9 protein-coding genes and 1 tRNA gene are annotated in these 12,624 nt (G+C 48.1%); 6 read left to right on the top strand and 4 right to left on the bottom strand.

Annotation, left to right across the window (positions count from 1 at the left end; genetic code table 11):
- The gene (locus tag OH773_RS18155; protein WP_270140680.1) at positions 1–399 is read right to left on the bottom strand and encodes a hypothetical protein; all 399 of its coding nucleotides are present in this window, start codon (positions 397–399) and stop codon (positions 1–3) included.
- A 102-nt stretch (positions 400–501) separates the two neighbouring features.
- On the opposite strand from OH773_RS18155, the gene OH773_RS18150 reads away from it, so the two are divergent.
- Both OH773_RS18150 and OH773_RS18145 read left to right on the top strand, forming a co-directional pair.
- Positions 502–1,005, top strand: coding sequence for an ESA_00282 family adhesion-associated protein (locus OH773_RS18150; protein ID WP_270140678.1), 504 nt, complete (start codon positions 502–504; stop codon positions 1,003–1,005).
- 349 nt (positions 1,006–1,354) lie between these two features.
- Positions 1,355–1,759 carry an NlpC/P60 family protein gene (locus tag OH773_RS18145; RefSeq protein ID WP_442865692.1) on the top strand — a complete coding sequence of 135 codons (405 nt, stop codon included), beginning with the start codon at positions 1,355–1,357 and terminating at the stop codon, positions 1,757–1,759.
- 9 nt (positions 1,760–1,768) lie between these two features.
- On the opposite strand, the gene OH773_RS18140 is transcribed toward OH773_RS18145, so the two are convergent.
- On the bottom strand, positions 1,769–3,130 hold the full coding sequence (locus OH773_RS18140) for an HdeD family acid-resistance protein (protein WP_270140674.1): 1,362 nt from the start codon (positions 3,128–3,130) through the stop codon (positions 1,769–1,771).
- Positions 3,131–3,382: 252 nt separating this feature from the next.
- Here OH773_RS18140 and OH773_RS18135 point away from each other — a divergent pair, with 252 nt between their 5' ends.
- From OH773_RS18135 to OH773_RS18125, 3 genes are all read left to right on the top strand, one after another.
- Positions 3,383–5,917 carry a penicillin acylase family protein gene (locus OH773_RS18135; protein ID WP_270140672.1) on the top strand — a complete coding sequence of 845 codons (2,535 nt, stop codon included), beginning with the start codon at positions 3,383–3,385 and terminating at the stop codon, positions 5,915–5,917.
- Between the two features lie 176 nt (positions 5,918–6,093).
- Positions 6,094–6,450 carry a DUF1971 domain-containing protein gene (locus OH773_RS18130; RefSeq protein ID WP_270140670.1) on the top strand — a complete coding sequence of 119 codons (357 nt, stop codon included), beginning with the start codon at positions 6,094–6,096 and terminating at the stop codon, positions 6,448–6,450.
- A gap of 152 nt (positions 6,451–6,602) precedes the next feature.
- Positions 6,603–8,312: a SulP family inorganic anion transporter gene (locus tag OH773_RS18125; RefSeq protein WP_270140668.1), complete on the top strand. Its 1,710-nt coding sequence runs from the start codon at positions 6,603–6,605 to the stop codon at positions 8,310–8,312.
- A 175-nt stretch (positions 8,313–8,487) separates the two neighbouring features.
- On the opposite strand, the gene OH773_RS18120 is transcribed toward OH773_RS18125, so the two are convergent.
- Positions 8,488–8,563 (bottom strand) — tRNA-Phe (locus tag OH773_RS18120).
- Between the two features lie 436 nt (positions 8,564–8,999).
- Between OH773_RS18120 and OH773_RS18115 the strand changes: the two genes are divergently transcribed.
- Complete coding sequence (locus tag OH773_RS18115) at positions 9,000–11,138, top strand: ornithine decarboxylase (protein WP_270140666.1); 2,139 nt, start codon at positions 9,000–9,002, stop codon at positions 11,136–11,138.
- A gap of 42 nt (positions 11,139–11,180) precedes the next feature.
- Here OH773_RS18115 and OH773_RS18110 read toward each other — a convergent pair whose 3' ends face one another.
- Positions 11,181–12,434: a nucleoside permease gene (locus OH773_RS18110; RefSeq protein WP_270140664.1), complete on the bottom strand. Its 1,254-nt coding sequence runs from the start codon at positions 12,432–12,434 to the stop codon at positions 11,181–11,183.
- Positions 12,435–12,624 lie beyond the last annotated feature (190 nt).

Here is a 12,624-nt window from a genome sequence, read left to right as displayed (position 1 = left end):
TTACTCGTCGAGGGAATAAAATACCGGCCAGCTTTTTTCCTGGGTTAACTGATTGACCCAGATTTGCTGTGAATGCTGACTTATCTGCAATTTTTTATCTTCTATTAGCATTTGCAAATCGGCAGGGCTGATTTTTTCTTGTTCTATGAGTTCATTTAACACAGTCACCATTGCTTCAATTTTTACCGCACAAAATAAATGGTCTTTTAAATGGCGATCGTTTTCTTCAAGCAGGGTGTTTTTTGCCTGCCCAGCGTAATGATTGGCGCTGAGAATCGTTTTCTCTAGATCTAAAAGATTATCCCGAGGAATTGGAGTTAGGGCGCTATCTTCTGCTGGTGGAGTAATTTCAACCTGTAGAACAGGGAGGATTACTGGCACCAGGTTGTTGGGCAGCATTAACGATATCCTTTTAAATCAACAGAATGAAGTTTATAGAAACGACGTGTGACGTTGACAATATATTGCCTCAAAATTACTATAAAAAAAACAGGAGCCTCCATGCAAAGCGTCATTTATTCTATTGTATTAATACTGTTGTTGCTGTGCGGCGTATTAGTGTTAATGCGTGAGAAATCCCGCGCCAGAGTGAATCCAATCCCACCCGTTTCCCCTAAATTAAATTTCTCTGACAATGACGAACGTGAAGATTACTTTGCAACGCTCATTTCGAAAATTACCCCGGACTATTATTGGCGAGTGAGTCATGAATATGTTGATTTCGCCTATGCCACGATTAAGCAGATGCGAATCGATGAGCTGAGTGCGAATCGTGAACTGTTTAATGCCCAGCGGCGTTGCAGTGACTTAAACTCCGCCATTTATCGTTACTACGATAACCTGCGCAAACGCTGCGCTGAAGGTGAAAAAGTACCGTTTGCTGATATTGAAGTCCTGAATTTACGCCAGTGCTTCGATGAGTTCAGTCATCATGCTTATCCAGAGTTGGTGGCTTTGGTGTGGCCGCATTATCAACGTCCCGAAGTCGATCTGGCCAACGTGTAAGCATTTTGACAAGTAGCTTGAATCCCTATCAAGCTGTTTTTAAGGTTAAAAAATCAAGGTCTATTATTGGACCGAATGAACGTTGGATAAATTTCACTCAGTGGTTATTATTTGCTCACCCAAAAGGAGTTGTTCGTCCCGTTGCCATTAATCAGGCAATGGTTTGTTTGCCCGAATTTGAAAGATATGACTTATGCCTCGTTTTAAAAAAATCATTGCCCTGGTATTTCTTTTCTCGCCTTTAATTGTTAGTACAAATTCCTTTGCTTTTAATATGCCAAAGGAATTTGCATCATTGGGAATAAAGACTGTTTCTCACAGAAATAGTTTTTCTGAAAACGACAAATTTATGAATAACAATAATATTCGTGATACAGAAAATATACGCTCGGCAATATTGTCGCAATATTCAAACTGGAAAGGAACGCGTTATCACCTTGGCGGAACGACGCACAATGGTGTGGATTGTTCAGCGTTGATGCAGAAAATATTCAGTGCTTCATTTGGTCAGTCGCTGCCAAGAACGACCACACAGCAAATTCATAATGGCCAGCAGGTCAGTAAGGAAACGCTCAAGCCTGGTGATTTAGTCTTTTTTAAAACGTCCCCAGGGCAGCGACACGTAGGGGTTTACGTGGGGGATAATAAGTTTATCCATGCGTCGAGCAGTGAAGGTGTGACGATGTCATCGCTGGCAAATCATTATTGGGTTGATCATTACGAAACGGCACGCCGCCTTAAAGTGATGGGCTGATAATTAACGCTAATCTTTTGCCACGTCTTCGCCGCTTTTGCCTTTTCCCCACGCAATGCGGCGATGGAGCATTTTTTTCACCGCTCGGCCTGTGGTATTTAACCAACCGGTTGGGCGTGGGTCGGCGAGCATGCTCAGAGCGCGGGCATAATCCAGTACCAGACCCGGCGTCCAGGCCATTGTTTCGGCGCGTTTACGAAGTTGCAACGCGACCCAAAGCTCCGGTGTCGACATCAGTTTTCCCATCGCAGCCCAGAACCCACGTTTATGCCACAGCCTGCCAACCGCACCCTCAAGCGCCGCTTCTAATGCACGCGCCACGCTGCTCGAACAGTTTCTGTGGGTCAAGTTGTAGGATTCATTCTGCCGATAGGTTTCCCAAAAATCTTTAAGCCGTGCTTCGCTGTAATTGCGAATGCGGACCTTCCTTGTCGATGGGCACCACTTTGCGGCCTCGGTCGCATAATCCGGTTGGAAAATTCCCGGGACATTGTTTTCTGGCGTAGCCCGTAACAGGCGAGCGAACTCATCGGGAGACTGATCAATGAGTTCAGCAGGATAGAGGCTGATGTAAATGCCCCCTGGGGACTCAAGTGCCGCGTGACCCGTCGAGATAACGCCATTGCGGTCTACCGCTGCGATATAGCGGTTAATGACGGGACGGGGAAGCGTCTCACCGGGTGCCGAGCCTACGGGAGTCCAGACATGCACCGTCAGCGCTTTTTCGTCGTCGTCCGGCGGACCGTCCCACTCCACAATGTCAGGTGGAAGATGATCGGCTTCTTCCATAAATACAGCGCCTTTGAGACCTGGATTTTCTGCGGCATTTTTAACGCGATTGGCGAGAATAAACAGGTTCCAGCCCGCAAATGCTAAACCTAAACCCAGGCAATAAGGAACCGTCCCTTCATAGTATGTAGGCCATGGCTGGAAGAAAAATATCGCCAGTAAAATTTCGACAATACCTCCCCATAAAGCAGGTCGCCATCGTCGATAACGTACGACCACGGCTGAAGCGATTTGCAAAGCGCCATCGAATAAAAACAACAAACCAAAGATCATCGACAACACGAAGTTACCGTGGTGATGACCCGCCAGAATCAATAGCGCCGCAACGGTAAATGCCGCGCCTTTAACGTAGCGCAACAGGCGTTGGCCACCCATGCCACTGTGGGCCACCATCAATGTGGCCGCGCCTTCTAAAAGCAACAGACAGGCAAATGGTTCGAGAGGGAAAAACAGCGAGTCGTCTAAAGCATCAACAATAACGACCACTCCGGCAATCAGTGTAATCCAACCGAAACGGCGTAGCCCACGCCAATGGGAACGCAGAAAATCAACGCCAAGCAGGATCATCGTAAGCCGCATCATGGGGGGATTTCCGTTAATCACTCCACCCAATATATAGCCCACCAGGCGCAAGTACGACATATCCAGAAATGACAGAATTTCTCGTCAGGAACAAAAATTAATGATTCATATTTATTCTATAAATTAAAAAATATGAATGACAAATTTAGTTACCACGCTCACGATTTTATCTAAAACTGGGTACTGTAAATGGATATTACTCGCTCCGTTGCTAGTATCGTTTTGCGAGTCTTTCACCCGTAAGAGGATACAATGAAAAATAAAAATGGCCTTATTGTGAGTTGCTTTATGGCAGGAGCGGCTGCGTTGTGGAGTGCACAAGGGATGGCAGCGGAACAAAGCAAGGAGGTAAAAATCATTCGTGATGAATATGGGGTTCCCCATATTTATGCCAATGACACTCGAAACCTGTTTTATGGCTATGGCTACGTCGTGGCACAGGACAGGCTTTTTCAGATGGAAATGGCGCGCCGCAGCACGCAGGGAACCGTCGCGGAAGTGCTGGGCAAAAAGTATCTCGATTTTGATAAGGACATCCGACTTAACTACTGGCCTGCCAGTATTCATGCTCAGATTGAAGCGTTACCTGCCGAAGAAAAAGCGATTCTTCAGGGCTATGCTGATGGCATGAACGCCTGGATCGATAAGATCAACGCCGAGCCTGGCAAACTTCTGCCAAAAGAGTTTTCCACGCTCGGCTTTAAACCCCAGCACTGGCAACCTTTTGATGTGGCGATGATCTTTGTTGGCACGATGGCTAACCGCTTCTCTGACAGCACCAGTGAGATTGATAACCTTGCGCTGTATAACGCGCTGAAAGATAAATATGGTGAAAAGCAGGGGATGGGGGTGTTTAACCAAATCAAATGGTTAGTTAACCCTTCGGCGGCAACAACCATCGAACCCGCAGAGCATCGCTATCCGTATAAGCTTACCAATCAGGCCACGCAGCTTGCCTATAATTTACCGCGTTACGACCAAACCCCACCGATGCTTGAAAGGCTGGCGAAAGGCAATGATGGTGCCTTGCTTGCGCTGAGTCGTGAGCAAAATAAGCAGGTTATCGAAGAACAATTTGCTCGAAGTGGCGCGAATGGCCTCGCGGGTTTTCCAACCACCAGTAATATGTGGGTAATTGGCAAAGCAAAAGCTGCGGATGCAAAGTCGATTATGGTTAACGGACCGCAGTTTGGCTGGTACGCACCTGCATACACCTACGGTATTGGCCTGCACGGAGCGGGATATGATGTTGTCGGCAATACACCATTTGCCTATCCCGGCCTGGTGTTTGGGCACAACGGCACGATTTCATGGGGAGCAACTGCAGGGTTTGGGGATGACGTAGATATCTTCGCGGAGAAAATCGATCCCAAACGGCCTGATTATTACCAGCATCAAGGTCAGTGGGTGAAAATGCTCAGCCGCACCGAGACTTTCAATGTGAAAGATGCGGCACCGGTTTCGATGACCTTCTACCGGACCGTTCACGGCAACGTCATCCAAAATGATCTGCAAACCTCCACCGCATATGCAAAATCCCGCGCCTGGGAAGGCAAAGAAGTCGCTTCATTGCTGGCCTGGACGCATCAGATGCAGGCAAAAAACTGGTCGCAGTGGACTCATCAAGCAGCCAATCAGGCTCTAACCATCAACTGGTATTACGCCGATAAAGAAGGAAATATCGGTTATGTCCACACTGGTGCATATCCGCAGCGCAAGCCTGGTCACGATCCTCGTCTGCCGGTCCCAGGAACGGGTGAATGGGACTGGGATGGCATCTTGCCTTTCTCCAGCAATCCACAAATCTACAATCCAAAATCGGGATACATTGCAAACTGGAACAATGCGCCAGAAGAGGGTTATCCGGCGTCGGATCTTTTTGCTTTCCTGTGGGGCGGTGCAGATCGCGTTGATGAGATCAAAAAGCTTATCGATGAACAGCCGAAACTCACCCATGAACAGGCGTGGGGTATTATTGCGAAGACCAGCCGCCAGGATCTGAATTTGCGTTTGTTCTTGCCGTCGATCCAACATGCGGTTCAGGAATTGCCTGGCAATGATCCTCGCCGCCAGCTTGCTGACATGCTTGCAAGTTGGAATGGCAGCAATCAAATGAATGCAGATGACAAAACCTGGCAACATCCAGGCTCTGCGATATTAAACGCCTGGCTGACCAGCATGCTGAAGCAAACCGTTGTCGCAGCCGTTCCGGCGCCGTTTAACAAGTGGTACAGCGCAAGCGGTTATGAAACTACGCAAGATGGCCCGACGGGGTCACTGAATATCAGCGTGGGAGCCAAAATTCTGTATGAGGCATTACAAGGCTCGCGTTCGCCAGTTCCGCAGGCGGTCGATATCTTTGGCGGAAAGTCACCGGATGAAGTTGTCAGAAACGCTCTGGAAGAATCCTGGCAGCAACTCTCACAACGTTACGGAACCGAACCGGGAAGCTGGAAAACTCCGGCGATGCCGCTGACCTTTAGAGCGAACAACTTCTTTGGTGTCCCACAGGCAAACGCCGATGAAGCCGTGCACCAGGCGGAGTATCAAAACCGGGGTACCGAAAACGATATGATTGTATTTGGTGCGCAGGGTGAGGAAGTACAAGCGTGGGATGTTGTTGCGCCTGGGCAAAGTGGGTTCATCGCACCTGACGGTACACCTGCGAAGCATTATCGCGATCAGCTTGAGATGTATAAAACGTTTGGTCGTAAACCACTGTGGCTAACTCATGACGAGGTAACTGCGCATAAAGAGTCTGAAGAGGTTATTCAGGTGGCGCAGTAGTTAATGATTAAAACAGTCAAAATGACATTACGTTGTCGTTTTGACTGTTTTTTGTATTGTCATAATGACTTATAAGATTAACTAAATTCTTATAAGTGCTTAAATAACAATATAATAAATAACTGGCATGTATGTTGCTCTATCTAACCCAGACACTTTTAAATCTGGAGAACATCATGGCACATCGCATCCCGGCTGATTACAAACACACTCGTTCCACACCTTTCTGGAACAAAGACTCCGTTCCAAAAGCACTGCTCACGCATCACAACACCAAAAAAGATGTTTACGGGCGCCTGTCTGTGATGCGCGGCGCGGTCAAATACATCGGTTTTAAAAATGAAAATGACACGGTTGCTGAAATCGAAGTGATTATCGAAGAAGGGCGCTTTGGAGTTAGCCCGCCGCAGTACTGGCATCGCATTGAATTGCTAACAGAAGATACTTATTTCAATATCGATTTCTTCGCCGCACCGGATGCAGAACTTGAAGGGAAGGGGTTTGGACAAGTAGTGAATACGGGGAAGCGTTAATATTTTAACGCCAGAAAGCAAGAAACCAGCCTTTCGGCTCAACCCCTTTTACACTCCGTCTGAATATCCTTTTTTACCCCGAAAATATTAGGATCTGCCGCGGCGGTTCCGTGTACCTTTATCTCTGATTAAGGGTATATCCGGAGAATAAAGTGTTCGGAAAAATTTTATTAAACTACATGCCAGGGTTAAAAAATCTACTAGCGTACGATAAAAGCTGGTTAAAACACGATGTTAAAGCTGGGCTATCCGTTGCAGCCGTAGCACTTCCGGTTGCTATTGCTTATGCCGAGTTGGCGGGTGTAGGGGCTATCGTAGGGCTCTATTCCTGCGTTTTACCGATGATAGCTTATGCGCTGTTTGGTTCTTCCCGTCAGCTTATTGTTGGCCCTGATGCAACGACCTGCGCGGTTATTGCGGCCGTTGTGGTTCCTCTGTCTGCTGGAAATTCAGAACTTCACTGGCAACTGACTATTGTCATGACATTGATGATGGGAGGATGGTGCCTGCTTGCCAGTAAATTTCGCCTGGGCGCTCTTGCCGACTTGCTTTCCCATCCCATTCTTACTGGTTTGCTTAACGGCGTTGCCGTGACGATTATTGTCGGGCAATTAGGTAAAGTATTGGGGATTACGCTTAATGAAGAGCAAGTCATCGAGAAAATCATTGCGCTGCCAGGCCGAATCTCAGACAGCCATTTATTAACCTTAGGGATATCAGTCTTAACGCTAGTTATTTTAATGGTTATCAAAACGTTTCGCAGCCAATGGCCAGCACCGTTGATTGCCATTGTGATAACAACGGCACTGGTATGGGGCACATCTGCGCAACAGTATGGTATTGCCACTATTGGGGGAGCAGCAGGCTTCCAGTCTGGTTTACCCGTCGTTCACTGGGGAGAATTCCAACTTGGTCTGATGCGTGATTTAGTGATCCCCGCGCTGAACTTGGCTTTGGTCAGTTTTGTCAGTCTGATGCTGACCGCTCGCAGTTTCGCCGCGAAAAATGGATATGAAATTAATGCTGATGCTGAGTTCAGAGCTCTGGGTATTGCGAATCTCATGTCTGGATTATCTCAGGGGTTTGCGATTAGTGGAGCCGATTCCCGGACTGCGGTTAATGATTCCACAGGGGGGAAAAGCCAGCTGGTTTCCGTTGTCGCAGCCTTAATCATTGGAATAGTTGTGGTATTTTTCACACAGCCATTACAATTTATTCCGGTATCTGCATTAGGTGTTGTTCTAATTTATGCATCGTGGTCATTGATTGATTTACGTGGGCTCTGGAGTCTGAAGCGAAGAAATAAATCAGCTTTTCGCCTGGCCTTCTTCACTTTTGGCTGTGTTTTAATTATCGGTGTTATCCAGGGGATCGGCCTTGCGGTGTTGCTTGGCTTGTTACAGTTCCTGCGCACAGTCTTTCGTCCCTCTGAACACTTGTTGGGAACTGACGAAAATGGAATGATTCACTCATTAGGTAATACCACCAATGTAAAAATGATCCCCGGCGTGCTGATGTATCGATTTAACTCCCCGCTGACCTATTTTAATGTGGCTTATTTTAAGCGCCGCGTATTGAATTTAGTCGATGGTGCAGCGCTACAACCGAAATGGGTGGTTATTGATGCCGTTGCTTGCTTTACCTATTCAGATATAAGCGTCTTAGCAACAATTAATGAGTTGAAGCGTGACCTGAAAGGTCGACAAATTAAGTTAATCCTTGCAGGCAGGAAAACGGAATTAACACGCTGGTTTAAGGAAAGTCGGCCAACAATGAAAGATGATGACATTATTCTGGCGCCAGACCTCTATTTGGCGCTCCGGTTCATTCACAGCAAAGAAAGTATGAGTGAGGGAGAATAAGGCGTTGTTGTATAAACCAGATTTGGGAAAAGTAGTCCCCTGAATTGATGGTGAAGGGAAATGCTCAGGCTGGATGGAAGAGGTAGGGCAGCGACATCAATGGTCAGCACAACTAGAAATCTACCGGAACGCCAGAAAGCAAAAAACCAGCCCTAAGGCTGGTTTTTCTAAATAGTGGTGCCCGGACTCGGAATCGAACCAAGGACACGGGGATTTTCAATCCCCTGCTCTACCGACTGAGCTATCCGGGCAACGGGGCGCATTAAACCGTAAAGGCCGTTTGGCGTCAATGGTTTTGTATTAATAAGCCGTGCGTTTGCACGAATAATGTGCTCCAGGTAGCAGCATCGCCTTGAACCGTCATGCAGAAGGTGCCATGATTGCGCGAAATTTCACTCATCCGAAACGGGGCGCTTATTGATGTTTACAGTCAATGTTCACCGACATCTCTCGATGGCGCTCGTTCACCTTTCTGCTGTATCCCGAAGACCCTTGCTCACCATGCGGTGAGGGCAACGCATGCTCACTGCAGGACAACAGTAAAATCAGGTGATGCCTGGTTTTACTGATGTCTGGCGGTCGGAGTGGGTATCATCCATCAGACCATCAAGACACATTCGCCGGGGAATGCTCCCTTTGCCGTGCCACAAGGCACCCACTCATCCTTGACCTCTGGGATTTGTGCATATGAAATCTTTGAAAATTGCCGCCAGCCACGATGTGGTTGCCACACTAGAAACACATCGTGAAGTGGTTGCGCTTGATAGCACTGACTTTACCGATATTGCTGCCGTTGTCCTTTCTGTGGCGGATAGCCGTAGCGGCATTCTGGCGTTACTTAAACGCACAGGCTTTTCGATTCCTGTTTTTTTAGTGGCTGAAAGCGGGTCAAGTGAGCAAGAAGGTATCGCAGGGCTGATAACGGGTAATGCGCAGGATTATCTGGAGCTGGAAACGGCGGCCTCTGGCTATGAAGAAGGTCTGCTACCGCCGTTCTTCGATACGCTGACGAAGTATGTGGCGATGGAAAACAGCACCTTTGCTTGTCCGGGGCACCAGCACGGTGAGTTTTTCAAAAAGCACCCGGCAGGACGTCAGTTCTATGAATTCTTCGGTGAGAATCTTTTCCGCGCGGATATGTGCAATGCGGACGTAAAACTCGGTGATTTGCTGATTCATGAAGGCTCTGCCAAACATGCGCAGAAGTTTGCAGCCAAAGTCTTTAACGCCGACAAAACCTATTTCGTCTTAAACGGCACCTCGGCGGCGAACAAAGTCGTTACCAACGCGCTGCTGACTCGTGGCGACCTGGTGCTTTTTGACCGCAACAATCATAAATCCAACCATCATGGCGCGTTGATTCAGGCTGGCGCGACGCCGGTTTATCTTGAGGCGGCTCGCAATCCGTTTGGTTTTATTGGCGGGATAGATGCGCACTGTTTTAATGAAACGTATTTACGTGAATTGATTGCGGAAGTTGCACCTGAACGTGCGCAGGAAAAACGTCCGTTCCGTCTCGCCATTATCCAGCTTGGCACTTATGACGGCACGATTTATAACGCGCGTCAGGTGGTGGATAACATCGGTCATCTTTGCGATTACATCCTGTTTGATTCCGCATGGGTGGGTTACGAGCAATTTATCCCGATGATGGCAGACTGTTCTCCACTGCTGTTGGATCTCAATGAGAACGATCCGGGGATCTTTGTGACGCAATCGGTGCATAAACAGCAGGCGGGTTTCTCACAGACCTCTCAGATCCACAAAAAAGATAACCATCTGCGCGGTCAAGCGCGTTTTTGCCCGCATAAGCGCCTGAACAATGCGTTTATGCTGCATGCGTCAACCAGCCCGTTTTATCCGCTTTTTGCTGCACTCGATGTGAATGCGAAAATTCACGAAGGGGAGAGTGGCCGCCGTTTGTGGGCTGAATGCGTGGTGCAGGGGATTGAAGCCCGCAAAGCGATTATCAATCGTTGCACGATGATCAAACCGTTTATTCCACCCGTGGTTGCGGGTAAGCCGTGGCAGGAACATCCAACGGATGTCATTGCGCAGGAACGCCGTTTCTTTAGCTTTGAGCCGGGCGAAAAATGGCATGGTTTTGAAGGTTATGAACCAGATGAATACTTTGTTGATCCCTGCAAACTGCTGCTGACCACGCCGGGCATTGATCCACAAACCGGTCACTACACGAAATTTGGCGTGCCTGCGGCGATCCTCGCAAACTATCTGCGTGAGAACGGCATTGTGCCTGAGAAGTCGGATCTAAATTCGATTCTGTTCTTGCTCACTCCTGCGGAAAGTACTGAGAAAATGGCGCATCTGGTCGCGATGTTGGCGCAGTTTGAGCGGCATATTGAAGACGATGCGCCTTTGGCGGACGTACTGCCGTCAATCTATCAGAAGCATTCACAGCGCTATCACGGCTACACGCTGCGTCAACTTTGCCAGGAAATGCACGATCTTTACGTCAGCTTTGCCGTGAAGGATCTGCAAAAAGCGATGTTCCGCAGTGCCAGCCTGCCTGCCGTTGCAATGAATCCACAGGATGCAAACAGTGAGTTTATTCGCGGTAACGTCGAGCTGGTGCGTTTGAGTGAGTCTGAAGGGCGTATTGCTGCTGAAGGCGCGTTGCCATACCCGCCGGGCGTGTTATGTGTGGTGCCGGGGGAAGTGTGGGGCAGCGCTGCGCAGCGTTATTTCCTCGCACTGGAAGAAGGTGTGAACATGCTGCCGGGGTTCTCGCCGGAATTGCAGGGCGTTTATAGCGAAACGGATGCGGACGGGATTAAGCGACTGTACGGCTATATGGTGAAGGCCTAAACAAATATTCCCCGTTTCTGGTGAAACGGGGAATATTAACTATCAGGCTGCTGGCTGGGCTGCCGTTGGTGTTCTGACGTGTTTATATTTGAAGAGTGCGACAAACGCAAAGGCCAGAACCAGTGAATAACCGGCGAAAATCAGCCACACTGTTTGCCAGTCGGTTACACCCGCCGTCGTGTAGTTTTCCACCACTTTCCCACTGACAATCCCACCCAGGATGCAACCAAACCCGTTGGTCATCATCAGGAACATACCCTGGGCGCTGGCGCGAATTTCTGGTTTCACCTCTTGTTCCACGAACACAGAACCGGAGATGTTGAAGAAGTCGAAGGCGCAACCGTAGACGATCATCGACAATACCAGCAGTATTGTGCCCATTGGTGTTGGGTCGCCGTAGGCAAACAATCCAAAACGCAGCATCCACGCGACGATACTGATAAGCATCACGTTCTTGATGCCGTAGCGAATCAGGAAGAACGGAATCGTCAGGATAAATACGGTTTCAGAAATCTGCGAAATAGACATCAACACTGACGCATGTTCGACAATAAAGCTGCTGGCGAACAATGGATTCTGATCAAAGCTGTGAAGGAAGGTATTACCAAACATATTGGTAATTTGCAGTTCTGCACCTAACAGCATGGAAAAGATGAAGAAAATAGCCATGCGCTTGTTTTTAAACAGTGCGAAAGCATCCAGTCCTAACATTGAGCTCCAGCTCTGATTTTTTTGTGCATTGGCGACTGGAATATGTGGCAGTGTTAGGGTGAAAAGCGCTAACACGACTGACAGCGTTGCACCGATATAAAGCTGCATATGGCTGAGTTCAAAGCCTGAGAAGCTTACGCCCCACATGGCGAAGATGAAGCCGATGGTTCCCCAAATACGAATAGGCGGGAAGTCGGTGACGATATTCATCCCTGCGGATTGCAGGCGATAGTAAGAAATCGTGTTAACCAGTCCAAGTGTTGGCATGTAGGCGAGCGAGTTCAGCAGGATCACAATGAACATCGCACTGGGTGAGGTAACCTGTGCTGCGAAATACAATGTGATGGCGCCTACCAGATGACAGGCCGCGTAGAGCCAGCGCGCACTAATCCATTTGTCCGCAATAATACCAAGCAGCGTTGGCATAAATACCGCAGCAATACCCAATGAACTGTAGACCGCGCCAATGGCCGCACCATCGAACTTGAGGGTGACGAACATATATGAGCCGAGCGTAGTCAGCCAGCTTCCCCACAAGCAGAACTGCAGAAACGAAAGTACTTTAAGCTGCAGCTTAAGGTTCATGAAAATTACCTCACAGGATTTTATTATCGGATGTTGCATTTCTAACATATCTCTTTCGATATGTTGTAATCGTAACATTAGCAGTGCTGCGGGGTAATTTTTGGTACATTCAGCAAATAAATGAAAACATCCTCAAGTTACATTCGAAAATAGTGACCTGGGTTGCATTTTTTGGGTGTTGAAATGTGAA

The organism is Buttiauxella sp. WJP83, from assembly GCF_027594725.1.
GTDB classification, from domain to species: domain Bacteria; phylum Pseudomonadota; class Gammaproteobacteria; order Enterobacterales; family Enterobacteriaceae; genus Buttiauxella; species Buttiauxella selenatireducens.
Note: the sequence above shows the minus strand (reverse complement) of the source record. Positions and strands in the feature narration are given on the sequence as shown.

What these genes read in the sequence shown, in the direction of transcription:
- OH773_RS18115 (WP_270140666.1), top strand. Translation starts at nt 9,000, where the DNA reads ATGAAATCTTTGAAAATTGCCGCCAGCCACGATGTGGTTGCCACACTA.
- OH773_RS18140 (WP_270140674.1), bottom strand. Translation starts at nt 3,130, where the DNA reads ATGATGCGGCTTACGATGATCCTGCTTGGCGTTGATTTTCTGCGTTCC.
- OH773_RS18130 (WP_270140670.1), top strand. Translation starts at nt 6,094, where the DNA reads ATGGCACATCGCATCCCGGCTGATTACAAACACACTCGTTCCACACCT.
- OH773_RS18145 (WP_442865692.1), top strand. Translation starts at nt 1,355, where the DNA reads ATGAATAACAATAATATTCGTGATACAGAAAATATACGCTCGGCAATA.
- OH773_RS18135 (WP_270140672.1), top strand. Translation starts at nt 3,383, where the DNA reads ATGAAAAATAAAAATGGCCTTATTGTGAGTTGCTTTATGGCAGGAGCG.
- OH773_RS18155 (WP_270140680.1), bottom strand. Translation starts at nt 399, where the DNA reads ATGCTGCCCAACAACCTGGTGCCAGTAATCCTCCCTGTTCTACAGGTT.
- OH773_RS18150 (WP_270140678.1), top strand. Translation starts at nt 502, where the DNA reads ATGCAAAGCGTCATTTATTCTATTGTATTAATACTGTTGTTGCTGTGC.
- OH773_RS18110 (WP_270140664.1), bottom strand. Translation starts at nt 12,434, where the DNA reads ATGAACCTTAAGCTGCAGCTTAAAGTACTTTCGTTTCTGCAGTTCTGC.